General features: G+C 49.9%; 20 protein-coding genes. 4 read left to right on the plus strand and 16 right to left on the minus strand.

Annotated features, from left to right (window positions below; genetic code table 11):
• Positions 1-66: 66 nt before the first annotated feature.
• The 10 genes from DWW13_RS06205 to DWW13_RS06250 form a co-directional block, all read right to left on the minus strand.
• Complete coding sequence (locus DWW13_RS06205) at positions 67-777, minus strand: WecB/TagA/CpsF family glycosyltransferase (protein WP_226906334.1); 711 nt, start codon at positions 775-777, stop codon at positions 67-69.
• 254 nt (positions 778-1,031) lie between these two features.
• Positions 1,032-2,261, minus strand: a complete 1,230-nt coding sequence (locus tag DWW13_RS06210) for a peptidase U32 family protein (protein WP_118719606.1) — start codon at positions 2,259-2,261, stop codon at positions 1,032-1,034.
• Complete coding sequence (locus DWW13_RS06215) at positions 2,258-2,923, minus strand: O-methyltransferase (RefSeq protein WP_118719608.1); 666 nt, start codon at positions 2,921-2,923, stop codon at positions 2,258-2,260. The genes DWW13_RS06210 and DWW13_RS06215 overlap by 4 nt, the downstream gene beginning before the upstream one ends.
• 30 nt (positions 2,924-2,953) lie before the next feature.
• Positions 2,954-3,367: a solute-binding protein gene (locus DWW13_RS06220; protein WP_118719610.1), complete on the minus strand. Its 414-nt coding sequence runs from the start codon at positions 3,365-3,367 to the stop codon at positions 2,954-2,956.
• A 26-nt stretch (positions 3,368-3,393) separates the two neighbouring features.
• A complete protein-coding gene (locus DWW13_RS06225) occupies positions 3,394-3,729 on the minus strand; it encodes a YlbF family regulator (RefSeq protein ID WP_158579754.1) in 336 nt (111 codons plus the stop codon).
• A gap of 5 nt (positions 3,730-3,734) precedes the next feature.
• On the minus strand, positions 3,735-5,399 hold the full coding sequence (locus tag DWW13_RS06230) for a ribonuclease J (protein WP_118719614.1): 1,665 nt from the start codon (positions 5,397-5,399) through the stop codon (positions 3,735-3,737).
• 140 nt (positions 5,400-5,539) lie between these two features.
• Positions 5,540-5,800 (minus strand): DUF1292 domain-containing protein, encoded by a 261-nt coding sequence (locus DWW13_RS06235; RefSeq protein ID WP_118719616.1) that lies wholly within the window; start codon positions 5,798-5,800, stop codon positions 5,540-5,542.
• Positions 5,801-5,815: 15 nt separating this feature from the next.
• A complete protein-coding gene (gene ruvX / locus DWW13_RS06240) occupies positions 5,816-6,259 on the minus strand; it encodes a Holliday junction resolvase RuvX (protein WP_118719618.1) in 444 nt (147 codons plus the stop codon).
• A 12-nt stretch (positions 6,260-6,271) separates the two neighbouring features.
• A complete protein-coding gene (locus tag DWW13_RS06245; protein WP_022461716.1) occupies positions 6,272-6,535 on the minus strand; it encodes an IreB family regulatory phosphoprotein in 264 nt (87 codons plus the stop codon).
• 107 nt (positions 6,536-6,642) lie between these two features.
• Positions 6,643-9,309: a glycoside hydrolase family 3 protein gene (locus DWW13_RS06250; RefSeq protein ID WP_118719620.1), complete on the minus strand. Its 2,667-nt coding sequence runs from the start codon at positions 9,307-9,309 to the stop codon at positions 6,643-6,645.
• 257 nt (positions 9,310-9,566) lie between these two features.
• On the opposite strand from DWW13_RS06250, the gene DWW13_RS06255 reads away from it, so the two are divergent.
• On the plus strand, positions 9,567-9,809 hold the full coding sequence (locus DWW13_RS06255; RefSeq protein ID WP_118719622.1) for a kinase: 243 nt from the start codon (positions 9,567-9,569) through the stop codon (positions 9,807-9,809).
• Positions 9,810-9,863: 54 nt separating this feature from the next.
• Positions 9,864-10,430 carry a Uma2 family endonuclease gene (locus tag DWW13_RS06260; protein ID WP_118719624.1) on the plus strand — a complete coding sequence of 189 codons (567 nt, stop codon included), beginning with the start codon at positions 9,864-9,866 and terminating at the stop codon, positions 10,428-10,430.
• A 58-nt stretch (positions 10,431-10,488) separates the two neighbouring features.
• Here the strand turns inward: DWW13_RS06260 and DWW13_RS06265 are convergent, their stop codons facing one another.
• The 3 genes from DWW13_RS06265 to DWW13_RS06275 form a co-directional block, all read right to left on the minus strand.
• Positions 10,489-10,782: a hypothetical protein gene (locus DWW13_RS06265; protein ID WP_118719626.1), complete on the minus strand. Its 294-nt coding sequence runs from the start codon at positions 10,780-10,782 to the stop codon at positions 10,489-10,491.
• 193 nt (positions 10,783-10,975) lie between these two features.
• Positions 10,976-13,294 carry an alpha-xylosidase gene (gene yicI / locus DWW13_RS06270; protein ID WP_118719628.1) on the minus strand — a complete coding sequence of 773 codons (2,319 nt, stop codon included), beginning with the start codon at positions 13,292-13,294 and terminating at the stop codon, positions 10,976-10,978.
• Between the two features lie 276 nt (positions 13,295-13,570).
• Complete coding sequence (locus DWW13_RS06275; protein WP_055265074.1) at positions 13,571-14,521, minus strand: phospho-N-acetylmuramoyl-pentapeptide-transferase; 951 nt, start codon at positions 14,519-14,521, stop codon at positions 13,571-13,573.
• A gap of 167 nt (positions 14,522-14,688) precedes the next feature.
• On the opposite strand from DWW13_RS06275, the gene DWW13_RS06280 reads away from it, so the two are divergent.
• Both DWW13_RS06280 and DWW13_RS06285 read left to right on the plus strand, forming a co-directional pair.
• Positions 14,689-15,564 (plus strand): AraC family transcriptional regulator, encoded by an 876-nt coding sequence (locus DWW13_RS06280; RefSeq protein ID WP_022463035.1) that lies wholly within the window; start codon positions 14,689-14,691, stop codon positions 15,562-15,564.
• Positions 15,565-15,609: 45 nt separating this feature from the next.
• Positions 15,610-16,251, plus strand: a complete 642-nt coding sequence (locus DWW13_RS06285) for an endonuclease III domain-containing protein (RefSeq protein WP_022463034.1) — start codon at positions 15,610-15,612, stop codon at positions 16,249-16,251.
• 90 nt (positions 16,252-16,341) lie between these two features.
• On the opposite strand, the gene DWW13_RS06290 is transcribed toward DWW13_RS06285, so the two are convergent.
• The 3 genes from DWW13_RS06290 to DWW13_RS06300 form a co-directional block, all read right to left on the minus strand.
• The gene (locus DWW13_RS06290; RefSeq protein ID WP_022463033.1) at positions 16,342-16,779 is read right to left on the minus strand and encodes a MarR family winged helix-turn-helix transcriptional regulator; all 438 of its coding nucleotides are present in this window, start codon (positions 16,777-16,779) and stop codon (positions 16,342-16,344) included.
• Between the two features lie 163 nt (positions 16,780-16,942).
• Complete coding sequence (locus DWW13_RS06295) at positions 16,943-18,292, minus strand: MATE family efflux transporter (RefSeq protein WP_022463032.1); 1,350 nt, start codon at positions 18,290-18,292, stop codon at positions 16,943-16,945.
• Positions 18,276-18,740: a MarR family winged helix-turn-helix transcriptional regulator gene (locus DWW13_RS06300; protein ID WP_022463031.1), complete on the minus strand. Its 465-nt coding sequence runs from the start codon at positions 18,738-18,740 to the stop codon at positions 18,276-18,278. Before DWW13_RS06300 ends, DWW13_RS06295 begins: the two co-directional genes overlap by 17 nt.
• Positions 18,741-18,792 lie beyond the last annotated feature (52 nt).

Here is an 18,792-nt window from a genome sequence, read left to right on the forward strand (position 1 = left end):
ATAAAACAAGGGTGAAAAGCTCAAACTGTAAGCTCACCACCCTTGCATATCATAGTAGAATCTTATTTACAGACTTTTTCTCACAGTCTCAATTTTCCCCTGATGAGCTGCCATCCACTTTTCCTGTTTCGGTGCTCCAAGTCCAACCCATACAAAATCCGGTTTGGTTTCATTAATTCTTTCTATAACTACTTTATCTTCCTCTTCCGTCAGAGGTCTAAACGGCGGACTGTACATTCCGGCAATCTGAATTCCCGGATAATTTTCTGTAAGCTTTTGATATAACACTTCCAAAGTTTCTTCTTTGCTGCCAAAAAAATAATGGCGATACCCTTTCTCAGCAGAGATTTCGAAAATCTCTCCCATTAAACTTGGACCGGTTGTACGCTCCATATTTTTATGGCCACGTTTCCGGCCAACAGTAGAAAGAGGACCTCCATCAGGGATTGCCATTAACCCACCATTTTGAATTGCACAGTACGCTGCATCTTCATAGCTGGTTACCGTGGTATGTACATTTGAGACACAGATATAGTCCCCTTTTATTTCTGAAAGATTTTTTTTGAGATATTGTACTAACCATTCCATATTAATTGCCGCAATATTAACTCCCATAATATTGCAAGTTGGAATGCGTCCTTTATCAACCTTTCTCTTATACTCCATTTTTTGCACCTTTTCCTCTTTTCTACGTATCTGATAAACTTTATCACAAGCGATTTTATCGCAATTAGATGGAACGTAATGATTTCCGAAACATTTCTGTAACTTTTTCATTACCCCAATATTTACTTCTGACTTTCAATTACAATCTATAATATTTTACCCTATTCTGTACTTTTTGTAAATATCCGCTCCTGATTTTCGTTACATTTCAACATATTTCAATCCTTACTCTTATTTTTTTATGATCTTTTCATGACACACTCCTAAGTGTTTACCCCCCCCCATTATTTCTTATTTCATTACGCAAAAAGAAGATCTTTTCTGCTGTTTTCAGCAGTTTTGACCTTCTTTTTCTTTCTAATGCTTTATTCCATTTCTTTCCTTCTCAAAATATCAAACCTATCCAATTCCACGCCAAGATCAATCCACAATTTCTGCTTCGGATGCGGCGCACTCTCCATCTGGTTCCCTTCCTCATCCCAGATCCCCTTCACCGTAACGCAGACATTCTCCCCATCCGGTTTCATCACTTCAATTTCTTCTCCAACCGAAAACTTATTCCTCTGCTCAATCGCATATCTGCTTTTTTCATTCTTCTCCCCAACAATCCCCAGATACGTATATTCCTTCACATACGTATTACTATCATAAATCTGGCTCTCATGATCCGGCTTCCCATAGAAAAATCCCGTAGTAAACTGCCTGTACGTACAGTTCGAGATCTGATCCCGATACCACTCCATATTCTCCTCATACTTCTTAGGGCTCTCCAGATAATCATCAATCGCCTTCCGATACGTCCTGGCTACCGTCGCCACATACAGCGCCGTCTTCATTCTTCCTTCAATCTTATAACTGTCAATCCCCGCATCCAGCAAATCCGGGATATGCTCAATCATACAAAGATCTTTCGAGTTAAAGATATACGTCCCTCTCTCATTCTCATACACCGGCAAATACTCCCCCGGTCTGGACTCTTCCACAACCGCGTATTTCCACCGGCACGGATGTGTACAAGCCCCCTGATTCGCATCTCTTCCCGTAAAATAATTGGACAGCAGACATCTTCCCGAGTACGAAATACACATCGCCCCATGAATAAACGTCTCGATCTCCATCTCCTCCGGAATATGCTCCCGAATCTCTTTGATCTCCGCCAGAGACAGTTCTCTTGCCGTCACGACACGTTTCGCTCCCTGCTCATACCAGAACTGATACGTCCCATAGTTCGTATTATTCGCCTGTGTACTGATATGCCGCTCAATCTCCGGGCACACTTCCATCGCAATCCGATACACTCCCGGATCCGAAATAATGAGTGCATCCGGTCCAATCTCTTTCAATTCGTCAAAGTAAGCCCGCACGCCCTCAAGATCCTGGTTATGTGCCAGAATATTCGCGGTGACATAGACCTTTACGCCATGCTCATGCGCAAACTCCACACCTTCTTTCATATCTTCCATCGAAAAGTTCTTCGCCTTCGCCCGAAGTCCGAAGACTTCTCCGCCGATATATACGGCATCTGCGCCGAAGATCACTGCTACTTTTAATACTTCCAGACTGCTGGCTGGAACCAGTAATTCCGGTTTTCTCATGTTGTTTCCTTTCTTGTATCGTGGCTTTTCATCGTGATCGCGATTCCATCTCCCAGCGGCACGACCGATGTCAGCAACCCTTCATTGTGTGTCAGTTCAAATAAGTATTCCCGCATCCGTTTGTGGATCGTGCGGTTCCGGCGTTCCACAGCGAAGCGGGATTCGATGACGTCGCCGTCCTGCAGCACGTTATCGGTGATCAGTACGCCGTTCTTATCAAGGACACGCAGGACTTCCGGCAGGAAGTGGATGTACTGTCCCTTAGCGGCGTCCATAAAGATAAAATCGTACGGACCGTCCAGGGTTTTTAAGACTTCTGCAGCGTCTCCCGGGATCAGCGTGATGCGGTCGGCGAAGCCGGATTTTTCGAAGTTCTCCCGTGCGATCGGGATGCGTTTTTCGTAATTTTCTATTGTGGTAATCTCTGCATCCGGTTCGCCGTACTGTGCCATGAAAACAGCAGAGAATCCTACGGCAGTTCCTACCTCCAGGATTCTCTTTGGCTGTTTCATCTTTAAGAATACTTTTAAAAAGCTCTGCATTTCACGGCGAATGATCGGTACCCGGTCCTGTTTGGCCGTCCGCTCCAGGTTTTCCAGAAACGGGGTGTGGCCGGTGTCCAGAGAATTGATGTAGGTTACCATTCGTTCGTCTATTATCATGTAAGATTCCTCTTGTTTTGCAAACGTGCGTTATTCCGCAGACGGCTGTCCTTCGGTGTTGATGCCCGCCAGGATTTCCAGCATTTCATCGACGGTCTGTGCGGTGTTCAGCACGTAGGAACCGTCCTTGATGCCGCCGTAGTAGCCGGACAGGCGGTACTGGACTTCGAAAACCAGAAGGCTTTCGTCGATCAGTCCGTTGTCTTTCAGGAGTTCGCCAAGTTCTTTCGCCTCCATGCCGGAACGCACCTGTACGGTGACTTCTTTTCCTTTTCCCTTCAGGCTGACCGGTTCCTCGGCAAATACATCATGTCCGAACTGATATGAAGTTTTCGCTGCCAGAATGATCACAAGAATCACGCAGACGTAAATGAGCAGGCGCACGGTTCCTTTCGCACCTGTCAGCGCTGCTCGGTATCCGGCATCACTTTTCTTTTCGGACATGGGCGCTCTCCTTTTGATTTTCGGTTTTAGATTTCCGGTACGCCGATGCGGATTTCTTCTGAAATACGGTCCTGCACCTTCTGTACCATCTTACAGACCTCAAGCTCCGCCTCAAGATAAGCGTTTGCCTTCTCGCTTTTGCGTAGTGCGTAGGAATCCCGCTCCAGGGAATCTACCGCATCGTAAAGGTCTACGTTTTCGGACTGCTGCAGTCGGTAGTTGCGGATTCGATAGTCGTCGACCCGGCTTTTTAAGTCCGGGTCTTTTTCAAGTTCCTCTTCCATCCACAAGTAATTCTGATATGCCCTGCTCTCCCTCATTTCTTCGATGAGCGCATCCAGACATTCTGTTACTTTGTCCATGGTATTTATGCCTCCATGATGATCGGAAGGATCATCGGTCTTCTCTTTGTTTTCTTCCATACATAATCGCCGAGGGCATCTTTGATCGTGGATTTGATCTTGCCCCAGTCGGAGATATTTTTGGAAAGGCAGCTATCCAGCGCCTCTTCTACAACTTCTCTTGCCTCGCCCATCAGATCCTCGGATTCCCGTACATAGACGAAACCGCGGGATACGATATCCGGTCCGGACAGAAGCTGGTTTGTTCTCTTTTCGAGGGTCAGTACCACAACCATGATACCATCCTCGGACAGATGCTGACGGTCGCGCAGAACGATGTTTCCAACGTCGCCGACGCCGAGCCCGTCTACCATGATGGCTCCGGTGTGGACTTTGCCGGTCACTGCTGCGCCGTCCTCGTCAAGCTCCATGACATCGCCGGAATACATGAGGAAAATGTTCTCTTTCGGGATGCCGAGGCTCTGTGCTACTTCTGCGTGTGCTTTTAAGTGGCGGTACTCGCCGTGTACCGGAATGGCGTATTTCGGTTTTACCAGGGAGTAGATCAGTTTGATTTCCTCCTGGCAGGCATGTCCGGATACGTGAACGTCCTGGAATACAACGTTTGCGCCCTGTGCGGACAGTTCGTTGATGACGTTCGAAACGGCTTTCTCATTTCCCGGGATCGGGTGAGAGCTGAAGATCACGGTGTCACCCGGCAGGATCGAGATCTTTTTGTGCAGGTGTGCCGCCATACGGGACAGCGCTGCCATGGACTCGCCCTGGCTTCCGGTGGTGATCAGGACAAGCTGCTCGCCGGTGTAGTTTTTCATCTGCTCGACATCGATCAGGGTGTTTTCCGGGATATTGATGTAGCCCAGCTCCTGCGCGATGGAGATGATGTTGACCATGCTGCGGCCTTCGATGACAACTTTACGGCCGTATTTGTAAGCGGAGTTGATGATCTGCTGCACACGGTCAACGTTCGATGCGAAGGTTGCGATGATGATGCGGGAATTCTGATGCTCGGCAAACAGGCTGTCGATTGTCTTTCCTACGGTCCGCTCGGACATGGTAAAGCCAGGACGCTCTGCGTTTGTACTGTCGCACATCAGTGCCAGAACGCCTTTCTTTCCGATCTCGGCGAATCTCTGCAGGTCGATGACATCACCAAAGACTGGTGTGTAGTCGACTTTGAAGTCTCCGGTGTGGACGATGATGCCCGCCGGGGAGTAGATGGCCAGTGCTGCTGCATCTGCAATACTATGGTTTGTTTTGATAAACTCGATGCGGAATGCGCCCAGATTGATGGACTGTCCGTGTTTGATGATTTTCCGTTTTGTGGTACGGAGCAGGTTGTGCTCCTTTAATTTGTTTTCGATCAGGCCGATGGTCAGTTTGGTGGCGTAGACCGGCACGTTGACTTCTTTTAAGATGTACGGCAGCGCACCGATGTGGTCCTCGTGGCCATGGGTGATGACGAAGCCTTTGACTTTGTCGATGTTCTCTTTCAGATACGTTACATCCGGGATGACCAGGTCGATACCGAGCATGTCGTCTTCCGGGAATGCAAGTCCGCAGTCTACGACGATGATACTGTCCTCATACTCGAAAACGGTGATGTTCATACCGATCTGTTCCAGACCGCCAAGCGGTATAATTTTTAATTTACTTCCATTATTCTTTTTCAAATAGCACCTCCGCGCATGTTTTCGAAACGATTCCGTTACCGGTGCGGCTTCACGCACTCGTCCCCTGAGCGTCACCCCAGGCTGGCGTGGCATGTCCCGCACCTGCAGGATTTGGGTTCAAATCCTTCGGATGTCATTGTTTAATAGGTGATGTCTGCCTCGTCGTCCAACATGGAAGCGAATACGCCGGAAACGGCATCGAACTCGGTGTCGTCTTCTACCATGACATACTCTGCCTCTGCGTCGGTGTCTGTGGAGATGTCTTTCAGGATGTAGGCGTTTGCCTCGTCATCCTGGGAATCGGATACCAGAATGTAGTTGACTCCGTTGATTCTGGTCTGCTCCTCCACGTAAAATTCTTCTTTGCCGCCATCATCTGTTACAAATGTTATTTTTTCCATACAATATTCCTTTGTTCAGTTTTCCTGTGATTCTTTGTGGTTGGAAAGATAGTCCAGATATCCCTGCAGGATAAAGACAGCCGCAATCATATCCACGTACTCCTTGCGGTTTTCTCTGCGGATTCCGGTTTCCATCATGGTGCGGTCTGCTTCGACAGTGGTCAGCCGCTCGTCCCACATGACAACGGGCAGGCCTGTCCGTCTCTCCAGCATTTCTTTGAACTCGAGAGATTTTTCAGCCCGCTCTCCGATGTCGTTGTTCATGTGTTTCGGGAAGCCGAGTACAATCTTTTCCACACTGTATTCTTTTGCTATCTCTTCAATCCGGGCCAGCGTCTGGCGCAGCTTAGTCTCCGATTTTCTGCGGACAATTTCGATTCCCTGCGCAGTAAGACCCAGAGGGTCGCTCACCGCCACCCCTACTGTTTTTGAGCCGTAATCTAATCCCATTATTCTCATAAGTAGTTACGCTCACTTCCAGGATTCATTTTTGATGTACTCTTTTAACAGTTCCTCTACCAGTTCATCACGCTCAACTTTCATGATCAGACTTCTGGCGCCCTTGAAGCTTGTGATATAGGTCGGGTCGCCTGACATGATATATCCTACGATCTGGTTGACTGGATTATACCCTTTTTCTACCATGGCGTTGTAAACGGTTTCGAGCACTTCTTTTACCTGAATCTCCGGCTCTGTTTTTACTTTAAAATATTGTGTGTTGCTTAATCCTGACATTCTTTTCACGTCCTCGTATTTATTGATATCATTTATATTCTAATACATGTTATGGGAAATTTCAATCGTGAAATTGCCTAACTTATTTTATCCCTGATACAGTCTCATTATTCATATAAGTTGGAGGAAAAGATCATTTCCAGCATTCTTTCGGCGCAGGCGGTCAGGTCTTTTTCCTCGAGATACTGGTCATGCTCGGCCGTCAGCGCATCCAGGATTTCACGGCGGTCGCTGTCGGTTCCCGGCATGACAAGGTCGTTTCCGGCGGCGATGCATTTTGCGGCGGAGGAGCCTCCATCAGCGTTTGTTGTGGTCCAGTCGGTCATGATGATGCCCGCAAAGCCCCATTCCTTTCTTGCAGCGGTCGTGCACAGATCGTAGCTGTTGGCGGTGTGGACACCGTTTACCTTGTTGTAGGAGGTCATGATCGCCTTTGGCTGGGATTCTTTGATTGCAATTTCGAAGCCCTTCAGGTAAATCTCACGCAGGGCGCGCTCGGAGACGATGCTCGATACGCCGCGGCGGTTTTCTTCCTGATTGTTGCAGGCGTAATGCTTAATGGTCGTTCCGACCCCGTACCGGCTCTGGACGCCTCTTGTGAGGGCTGCCGCCATTTTTCCGCTGACGAGCGGATCCTCGGAATAGTATTCGAAGTTGCGGCCGCAGAGCGGATTGCGGTGGATATTCATGCCCGGAGCAAGCCAGAGGGTCACGCCGAACTCCTCCAGCTCTGTGCCGATCATGCGTCCCACTTCCTCGAGAAGCGCCGCATCGAACGTCTGCGCCAGAAGCGTTCCGACCGGGATCGCACTGCAGTACTGATAGTAATCTTCTCCGTCGTCGTGGAGGAATTCGGTTCCGAAAATACGGTTCTTGAGACGCTGGTACCTGTTCATTTTGTAAACACTGCCGTCCGACGGATTTTTCTGATAATGTGAGGTGATGCGGATGCCTGCCGGGCCGTCAGCCAGAATGACATTGGCAACACCGTATTTTTCCAGCAAGGAGGCGGTTGTCTCCCCGGCTGCACCCGGCACGGTAACGGCAGCGGCTCCGATGATTTCTTTGCTTCCGCTGCTGCTGCGGCCGCAGACAAGTGCCGTTTTTTCTTCCGGTGTCAGCTTCTGAACAAGTTCGGCGGCTTTTTCTTTTGCCAGGCGCCGTCTTTCTTCCCATTTTGGCTGTTCTGCTCCACATCTGCAGTTTCCGGCATCCTCTTTCGCTTCTGTTGCTTCTGCTTCAAATTCACAGCCGTTGGCATCGCATTCCGTTGCTTCCGCTGCGTTTGTTTCTCCGAATTTCAGAATTTTATACATTTCTTCGGCACTCTTTCCATCGCGGATCAGACCTTTTTCGTCCAGGAACAGCAGCGGGATTTCTGCTTTCTTTTCTTCCCACATCTGCTCCCGTTCTGCTCTCCAGCGCTCCTCTTTTTCCTCTTCCGGCTGAATTTCCTTTAATGCGTCGAGCAGCGGGCAGATGTTGGTCAGATGCTCGGTTTCCACGGTTTTATCAAGTGTCAGTCTCGCAGCCAGGGTTACATCCCGGCTTGAGGTTCCGACCAGAAAATCATAGTCTCCGGCCTCCATACAGTATACGGCTTTGCCTGTCCGGTAGGATTCCAGCAGGACAGTTGGTACCTTAAGGTGCAGTGTCTCGGATTCTCCCGGCTGCAGCAGCGCTGTTTTTCCAAAAGCCACCAGACGTTTCCGCTCTTTTTTCAGTTTTCCGGACGGGCAGGCGGCGTAAACCTGTACCACCTCTTTTCCGGCACAGGAGCCGGTGTTTGTTACTTTTACGGTTACTGTGATTGTTTTTGGCTCTGCATCCGGCTTCCACGCTGCATTTTCTGTTGTTACATCAAAGGTCGTGTAGGACATTCCATATCCGAACGGATAGCGCGGTTCCACTTCAAAGCTGTCGAAATAACGATAGCCGACGTAAATGCCTTCGTAATATTTTTCTTCGATGATGTTTCCGTTGTTATGGCTGAATGTCGCGCTGGACGGGTAATCCTCGTAGCGGCAGCCCCAGGTGTCGGTCAGCTTTCCGCTTGGGGTGACGGCACCGGATAAAACATCGGCCAGCGCATTGCCGCCCTCCATGCCTGCCTGAGAGAGCATGACCAGTGCGGCGATGTTGTATTTTTCCAGGAAGGAGACATCCATCACACCGCCGACGTTTAAAACAACAATTGTGTTGTCATAGCACTCTGTGATGGCTTTCAGTTCTTCCTCTTCCTGTTCCGACAGGTAATAGTCTCCCGGCTCTGCCTTTCGGTCTGCGCCCTCGCCGGAAACGCGGCTGATCACGTAAATGGCATCTGCCGCTTCCGTTTTTGTGATGGCGCTGCCCTTTGGCATCTGCATCGGATGGCTGGCATGTGCACGGTAGAGGGAATCGAAATTGCCCGGCTCGGAAATTTCATAGATGTAATCTTTCCATTCCTCATAGCTTTTCTCGTACGCAGCATCGTATGCGTCAAGCCATGCATCGGTTGTGACGGTAAAGCCGGTATTTCGCAGGCCTTCGTCGATGCTCACGTTGCTTCGGTTATTCACGGAGCCGGAGCCCGTGCCGCCTTTGATGGTGTGGCGGGCGCCGCCCCCGTACAGTGCCACTTTACTTCCTTTTTTCAGCGGCAGAACACCGTTGTTTTCCAGCAGCACGATGCCCTCTGCAGCTGCTTTTCTTGCAATGACGCGGTGCGCACGCTCACGCTCTGACTCCGCCTGATTTCTTGTTCCGGAAATTCCTCTTGTTCGCAGTTTCATCTCGTAAAAATCCTCCTTTGTCCCCACTGGCAGATCTGTTGTCTGATTTTTTCCACAATAGCAAACATATTTGCCTCATTTATCCTCCATTATAGCTTTGTTTTCCACTTTTTGATAGATTTCTTTTTGATCTTTTCCGGGTAGATTCTGACCAAGGCAACAATACGGCTCTTCCGGAGTTTTCGATTGAATTTTTCCCGCCATTGCCCTATACTGATAACAGATATGTTATCAAAGATTCGGAGGATTATAGTTTTATGCATATGCCAAAAATTCAGGCTGTTTTGAATGAAAAAAATATCTCTTTTTCTTATATTGAGGAGGACAACTGCGGAAGCATCGATTTCGAGCACCGCGGTCTCCGCTACCATATCTGGGAATACGCTGACGATGCGGAGCCGGTCGGCGTGGAGACGAATCTTCGGTATGCGGGACGGGATGAAGAGATCGAAGGGGATTATGACCGTTTGCTTGCGGAGCATTTGAAGAAGGAATTTTAAGAAACACGGTAACGTTGGAACGCTCAGAACCGATTTAGAAAGGAAGTGTGTTTTATGACTCCTGTTTTACAGTCCCAGGTTGAAAAACTCACTCTGGAACAATACGAATTACTTCCTGCGGAACAGCGTGTTGAAGTTTTCGACGGCGCTGTCTACGATATGGCGAGCCCGTCGCAGACGCATCAGGCGTTGTCTATGCAGCTTTCCACAGTAATCAATAACTATATTCTCCGCAAAAAGGGGCCCTGCAGTGTTTTTACTGCTCCTTTTGATGTGAAACTGGCGGATCAACCGCTGACTATGGTTCAGCCTGATATTATGATCATCTGCGACAAAGATAAGCTGGACCAAAAACGCTGCAATGGTGCGCCGGATTTCATCATCGAAATCGTTTCGCCAAGCACTTCTTCGGACGATTATATTCGAAAGCTTTATTATTACAAAACGTATGGCGTCCGAGAATACTGGATCGTAGACCCGAAAAGGAAACTTGTTACTGTGAACTATTTCGAAGAGGATCTGGTCAGTGTACAGTATTCGTTTGATTCTGTGATCAAGGTTAATATTTACGATGATTTGTTTATCAATTTTGCGGAGATTTCAGAGCTGTTAGATCTTTAATTTTCTCAAAAAATGCAGGAAAGATGTTGTTTTCCCCTTCTTTCCTGCATTTTTTGTTTTATTTTCCGCTCTCCAGCGCCGCCAGAAACAATTCATAAAAATCATCTTCCCCTTCAAGCGCCGGGGAGTTTTCGCCGCCGCCGTTGGTGCTGCGTTTGATTTCGGCGTAGAATTCTTCACCGGCCATGGCGAGATCCATTTCGTAGATTGCATAGCCACGGGCGCGGCAGATGGTGCAGAAGGCGCGGATCGGGTTTGGATCGTTCCGGGTCTGCAGGAGTGCTTCTCGAAGGGCCGGGTCTGCTTTGGCTTCTTTTTGTAATTGGTCTAAGAGATCGACTAAATTGTTCATGGTGAAAACCTCCCCTTTTCTTTATAATGAATGGATAAAACGAAAAAACAGCACAGGAAATCCACGGTGCGCGCGCCTCTCTGTACTGCTTTTTTATTTTACCCCAGGTTTGTTTTTTCTGTCAAGCCATCAAAAATCCCGGAGCACCTCCGGCCCCGGGATTTCTTTATTTCTTTATGTCGTTCCGCTGTCTTTATGCAACAACAACTTCGCTCGCATCTGCTGCGAGTACAGCCTCTTTCTTCTCGTTTCCGACGAATACTTCTACTTTCAGTTCGGTATGTGCGCCTTCTACGGATACTTTCACTGCATCGCCGTCTTTGACTGCTTTCACGGTGAATACGGTGTTTCCGTGGATATCCGAAACCTTTGTCTCAGCTGCGTCTTTTAACTGATATACGCATACGTTTGCATGGTCCGCGTAGTCATAATCCGGTTTGGTGTCGCAGTTTCCTCTGACTACGATGCTGTTTTCTCTTACATACAGCGGCATGGAGAAGTAGTCATAGGTTCCCTGGAACCATCTGCCGCCTTCTTTTGTCTCGCCGGTCAGAAGTTCTGTCCAGGTGCCTTCCGGCAGATAGTACTGTGCTACCTTGTCCTCACGGAAGACAGGTGCTACCAGAAGGGCATCACCCAGCATGTACTGCTGATCCAGATACGGAACGGCCGGGTCGTTCATGAACTCGAATACCATCGGGCGCATAACCGGGGTTCCTTCCTCGTGTGCCTCTACAGATTTCTGGAAGATGTACGGCATCAGAGAGCATTTCAGGTTGGTGAAGAATTTTACAACGTCGCATGCTTCGTCGTCAAACAGCCACGGCACACGGTAGCTTCCTGATCCGTGCAGACGGCTGTGGGTAGACATCAGTCCAAATGCGCACCATCTCTTGTACAGATCCGGTGTTGCTGTGCTCTCGAAGCCGGAGATATCATGGCTCCAGAAGGAGAATCCGCTCATCGCGAAGGAAAGGCCGCCGCGCAGGGTTTCTGCCATGGACGGATAGTTTGCGGAGCAGTCGCCGCCCCAGTGTACCGGGAATTTCTGGCTTCCTGCTGTTGCACTTCTCGCAAACAGAACTGCCTCGTTCTCACCTTTTACTTCTTTTAACAGGCTGAATACTGCCTGGTTGTACAGGTATGTATAGTAGTTGTGCATTGCCTGCGGATCGCTTCCGTCGTGGTAAACAACGTCAACCGGGATTCTCTCGCCGAAGTCGGTCTTAAAGCAGTCTACGCCGCAGTCCAGAACGGTTTTCAGTTTGTCTGTGTACCATTTTACGGCATCCGGGTTGGTGAAATCTACCAGACCCATACCAGCCTGCCAGTTGTCGGTCTGCCATACGCCTCTGCCGTCTGCTCTCTGAAGGAGATAGCCGTTTGCTGCACCCTCTTTAAAGAACGCGGTTCCCTGTGCGATGTACGGGTTGATCCATGCGCAGATGTGCAGGCCTTTGTCATGATATTTCTTTAAGGTTGCACGGATGTCCGGGAAGCATTTCTTATCCCACTCGAAATCGCACCAGTGGAATTCATGCATCCAGAAGCAGTCGAAATGGAAAACGCTGAGCGGAATATTTCTCTTTTCCATTCCCTCGATGAAGGATGTGGTGGTCTCTTCGTCGTAGTTGGTGGTGAAGGATGTGGACAGCCACAGACCAAAGGACCATGCCGGAGGAAGTGCCGGACGTCCGGTCAGTGCGGTGTACTCGTTCATGATCTTCTTCGGTGACGGGCCGTGGAACAGATAATATTTAATTCTCTCGCCCGGTACGGAGAAGCCGACATACTCAACTTTTTCGCTTGCTACTTCGAAGGAAACGTTGTCGGTGCTGTCAACGAGAATACCGTAGCCGTTGTTTGTCATATAGAATGGTACGCATTTGTATCCGATCTCGGATGCAGTACCGCCGTCCTCGTTCCAGGTGTCTACAACCTGTCCGTTTTTCACGAATGGGGTGAATCTCTCGCCAAGGCCGTATACGCACTCACCTACGCCAAGGGACAGCTCACTTACCATGTATGGCTGATATTGTTCGGTCATGTAGTTCGGTGCCGGCAGCATGGTGCTCTGCTTGCGATCCCATCTGATATAGGAAAGGTTGCGGAATCCGCTTCCGGTCAGGACTTTTCCGTCTGCCTCGAAGGTGTAAGCGAAGATTCCTTTTCTCTGTACGCGTACCAGTACGCTTCCGGTGTCGAGAACTGCCTCATCGTCGTTGATGGTAACGGTTACGTCCTCATATACGCTCTCTGTTTTGTCGAAGGACGGAACTTTGTTGTCGTATGCTTCATAGTGCCATGCTTCCATGGAGATGGTATCCGGTGTGTGTGCCACGAACTCAACGGTGATGGTCGGCAGGTTCAGGGTCATACCTCTGTGCTCGATCGGGCGGGTGGTAGCCAGGATACGCATACCGCCTGGGATCTGCTCTACTTCATAAGCCTGCATTGCATGGGATGCATTTGCTTTTTCACTCGGAAGCCAGTAACCTTCTGTGAATTTCATTTTTTCATTACCTCCTGATTGGATGAGCCTGAAACAGATAGCCGAAAGCACTTTCTTTTCATCAATCTTTACAGAATTATTGTTTCAGGCTGACGTTTTTTGGTAATTTTATACTACCACACTCTTGCTTTCGAAAACAGGGCGGATTCTGTGAAAAAATACGGCGATATTATCTTTTTCTATCTTTTTGGTGTATTCGGGGGCTGGGATGCAAAACGGGAGTGTGCCCCGCAGACGTCTGCAAAAGACACACTCCCGTTTCTCTTCTGTTTTTTCTTATGCTGCAATCAGATACGCAATGACGGCCAGCAGGATCTGCAGGATCACAAAGCGGATCACAACCTGACTGTCGGACCATTTGTATTTCAGGCGGACATGGTCATGCAGCGGTGTTCTTGTATTTTTGAGGATCGCGATTTTCAGGAAACGGAGTAAAAATACTTTGACAAGACCGATTCCTCCGTCGACGATCATCACGCCTGCCATCAGCAGATATAAGAACGGATGGCGGGACTGCATGGCAAGGATGGCGATGTAGAAGCCAAGTGCTCTCGAACCGGCGTCTCCCATCAGCATGCTGCTCGGCGAGGTGTTGAAATACAGGTACGCGAGAAGCGCTGCCACGAACAGGTAATTGGCTACGGTGAAGCTTCCAAGGACATCGTGGAAAATCATACTGAACGCGAAGATAACCACGCAGGAAAGGCTCGCGCAGAGTCCGTCGACACCGTCGGAACAGTTTGTAACGTTGATCGAAATCCAGATCAGGATGATGCCGAGGATTATGTAGACCACTTTCGGAATGGTAAGGGACATGCTTCCGAAGTAGATCGTGGTGGAATTGTAATTCACAAAGGTGATGACGGTCACAATGGAGATGACGAGGTCAATCGCGCCTTTTTTGTAATCGCTCCACGGGGTTTCGGATGCATCATCGAGGTAGCCGCTCAGCATGATGCAGACGAGCAGGATCGCGTAGATCACATACTCGGCGCCAAGAGGCAGGAACAATACGCTTCCGATCAGGAAACAGATGACGATCACAAGGCCGACGCCGCGCAGTTTTCCGCGGGAGAGGCCGCCGTTTACGGCAAATTCTCTGCCGTGATCGCTCGGCAGAAAGGAAAATGGATGCTTTAACGCCAGAAAGGTCAGCAGAAAGGTGACCACGATTCCCAGCATGGCGATCTGGCCGGGATTTAAAAAGTTACTCCATACTTGATACATACGTTTTCTTCCTTCACTTTTCTTTAGATTGAGTTTGCACGAAGCCGTATGTGACGTGGCTTTGTGTTCATTTATTATAACAACTTCATGCAAAAATTGCTATACCCAATTCGGGGGTTTCGTGATAAGATAGTGATACACTAAGTTGAACAAAAAAGGAGTTTTTTATGCCACGCAAAGATCATCTGCCGCGCCAGACACGCCAGGAACACATCACGCTGCAGCCGAACCGCAGCATCGAATTTCGTGTAACCGACGATTTCGGCAGTTTTTCGCCGCCGCACTGGCACGACGCGCTGGAAATTATTTATATTCTGGAGGGTTCCTCCATTGTCACGCTCTCGGACCGCACCAAGACCGTCCTTCCGGGTCAATTTCTGCTGATCAATTCCGGGCGTATCCACACGGCGCGCTGTCCGTCCACGGGAAACCGCTCGATTCTGATGCAGATTCCGGATGCGTTCCTTGCGAACTATCTGCCTGATCCGTCACAGCTCTGGTTCTCGATTGACTACGACAGTACGAATCCGGAAGTGCAGAAAAATATCAGCCAGTTCCGGCGTCTTCTGCTTTCGATGATGCAGCTTCATGAGGAAATGCCCGACGGCTATCTGCTGACGTTCCAGCGGGAGCTTTTTACGTTTCTCGATCTGCTCTACACGAAATTTTCCGAGAAGAGCCCGCTTGCGCACCACCCGATGAGCTCCCGGACGCAGACACGGCTCGATACGATTCTGACGTACACGCAGGAAAATTACCAGCGGCCGATTACGCTGAAGGAGGCTGCCGATGTTGTCTCGCTGCAGCCGGAATATTTCTGCCGGTTCTTCCGCCAGAACATGGAAACGACGTATCTGGAATATCTGAATTCCTACCGTCTTTCCCGCATCTACCGCGACCTGATCGCCACGGATCTGCCGGTCGGCACGCTCGCGGAAAAGCATGGTTTTACAAACGATAAGCTGTTTCACCGCCTCTTCCGCGAGCGGTTTCACACGACGCCGCTGCAGCTTCGGAAGGCAGCACGCGAGAAAGGATCCTGATAGCTTTCGCTGTTTTAATATCTTTGAGAATGGGAGTTTAACACGATGACAAAAGAAGAACTGGCGCTTGCCGTCATTGAACGTTTGAAACAAGAATATCCTGACGCCGACTGTACGCTTGACTATGACCAGGCGTGGAAGCTGCTCGTCAGTGTCCGCCTGGCCGCACAGTGCACCGATGCGCGGGTCAATGTTGTGGTGGAGGATCTCTACGCAAAGTATCCTGATATCGATGCGCTGGCAAACGCGACACCGGAGGAAATCGAGGAAATTGTGCGGCCGTGCGGTCTTGGAAAGAGCAAGGCACGCGACATTAACGCCTGCATGCGCATGCTGCGCGACGAGTACCACAGCCAGGTGCCGGATGACTTTAACGCACTTTTGAAGCTCCCGGGCGTGGGACGGAAAAGTGCGAACCTGATTATGGGCGATGTATTCAAAAAGCCTGCGATTGTGACGGATACGCACTGCATCCGGCTGTGCAACCGCATCGGGCTCGTGCATGACTGCAAGGATCCGAAGAAGGTGGAGATGGCACTCTGGAAAATTGTGCCGCCGGAAGAAGGAAGCTCGCTCTGCCACCGGTTTGTGGAGCACGGACGCGAGGTCTGTACTGCGCGGACGACACCGCACTGTGAACGGTGTGTGCTCGCGGATATCTGTGAGAAGAACGGCGTAGAAAAATAGCATTTTTCTATGCGTTTCCATGCGAAAAAGGCTTTTGCATACTGGACAGATTTTTCTGATTCTGTCCCGGCTGCAAAAGCCTTTTTGTTTCTATTTTTTATACGACCGAAAGAAGTCCGTCAGCGCTTTCAGCGTTTTCCCGAGCACCTGCACTTCCTCTTCTCCGAGTTCCGCCATCACGGCATCCGTCATCTGCTCGTGAAATTTTGCATGATGATGGAATGCCTGCCGTCCCTTTCCGGTCAGGTGGATGTAGACGATCCGGCGGTCCTTCTCGCTGCGCTCCCGCTCGGTGTAGCCTTTTTTCACCAGACTGTTCATCGACGTTGTCAGCGATCCGACCGTGATGTCGAGCTTTGCCGCGATCGATGACATATTGCCGCCCTCCAGGCCGACGGCTTCTATGATGTGCATATCGTTGTTCGTCAGATCCTTGAAATCCTCGGTGATGATCGCCTCTTCTTCCAGTTTTTGTATCTCGTGAAACAGATGGACCAGTGTCTCATTGATGATTTCTCTGTTATCCACTCCTCTTCCCCTTTCCGTCTGTTCTGTCCCTTCTGAACAGGGTTCCGCTCTTTCTGTCTGTATTGTATCAAAAAAGTTCCGGACAAACAATACCAAAAACTGCCTGGGAGACGGCGGATCGCTCCGTGCCGTTTCCCAGGCAGTTCTGTTATGTTTGATTCAATTACATCTGCCCTTTTTTCTTTAACCGTGCAAAGCAGATCATGAAAAAGCAGATGCCGTATACGGTTGTGATCGGGGTGGACATGCCGACAAAGGTCAGGTTCGTATTCGGCAGGTGTGAGAAGAACAGCGCCAGCGGAATACGGATCAGGCAGGCGGAGGTGATTCCCTGGATCATAACCGGGATGCTGATGCCGCGGCCGTTGAAGTATCCGATGCTGCTGAACAGCACACAGGTCAGAATACATTCCGGTGCGAAACCGCGCAGGTAAGCGGCGCTCTGCTCGATAACGGCCGGATCGCTCGTGAAGATTCTGGAGATGACACTTCCACCGAAGAAACCGATGCAGAAAATCACAACTCCAAGAGAGCAGCCCGTTGCGATTGCGGTGAGGAAGCCCTTCCACGCGCGGTCTTTCTTTCCGGCTCCGGTGTTCTGTGCCACGAATGCTGACACAGACTGCATCACAGAGGACGGGATCAGCATGATGAATGAGGTCAGCTTCTGCGCCACACCGTATCCGGCGGACGGCATCAGGCCCATGCCGTTGATGATCGAGTTGATCACAAGGAAGGAAATCTGTACGGTCGTCTCCTGCAGCGCGATCGGCACACCGACGTTCAGGACTTTCTTCAGCTCGTCGCGGTCGATGCGGCAGTCTTCTTTTTTGAATTCAATCGGCAGATTGCCTTTTTTCAACACACCCATGGAAGCGATGACAGAAATAAGCTGCGCCAGAACCGTCGCAAGCGCTGCTCCCGCAACGTCCAGTTTCAGCGCACCGACGAAGAACAGATCTCCGGCAATATTGGCTGCGCAGGCGATGCCGACGAATAAAAGCGGCAGATTTGCATTACCGATTCCGCGAAGCACGCTGCTGATGACGTTGTACGCGATGATGATCAGAATACCGCCGGAACAGATCCGCAGGTAGAGGACGGTTTTGTCAAAAGACTCCGCCGGGACCTGTAAAATATTGGCGATCGGGCCTGCGAACAGCTCCAGAATCACCGTCATGACGACACCGATGATGGCGAACAGAACAATCGAGGTTCCCACGGTTTTGCCGGCCTTATCCGGCTTGCCCTCGCCGATGTGCTGGCCGATCATAACGGTCGAACCCATCGCAAGGCTGGTGATGATAAGTGTTACCATCTGCATGAAGTTGCTTCCGGTTCCGACAGCGGAAATACTCGACGCATCGCCGAACCAGCCGACCACGAGAAGGTCGACCGCACCGTAAGCCGCCTGCAGAATCAGCGCGCCGAGCACCGGCAGCGCAAAGCGGATCAGGGATTGGAAAATCGGTCCCTCTACAAACGATACTTCTTTCTTATTTTCTTTTGCCATTGTTTTTCACTCCTTTTATTCCCGGCATCGTTTCCTGCATCCGTGTGATTGCATGCACAAATTCGTCCACCACCGCGTCGTCCAGATCTGGCAGGCGGGATGCCCATTCCCCGTGAAAGTGCGTCACGCGGAGTTCCACAAACTCTTTTCCCTCTTCGGTCAGTGTCAGGTTGATCACGCGCTTATCTTTTTCATCCGCCTGTTTCACGAGAAGATTTCTCTCCTCCAGTTCCTGCACCAGCTTGGTGATGCTCGGCAGCGTTGTGTTCATATAGCTGCTGATGTCGCTGACGCGGCAGAAGCCCTGCTTTTTCTGAATCTCATTCACCGCATCCAGCACATGCACCTGCCGCGGCTTCATACCGTCCGGCAGGTCCGGGAGCTTCTCGATCAGACGCTTTGCATCAAAACACGCATCCAGGAACTGCTTTAATTTTTCCTGTGTCATGGAAAAGGTTCCTTTCTGTTTAAAAATTAGTTATCTTTAGTAATTACTTTTG

Origin of the sequence: Blautia sp. AF14-40, assembly GCF_003479665.1 — a bacterium.
Classification (GTDB): domain Bacteria; phylum Bacillota; class Clostridia; order Lachnospirales; family Lachnospiraceae; genus Fusicatenibacter; species Fusicatenibacter saccharivorans.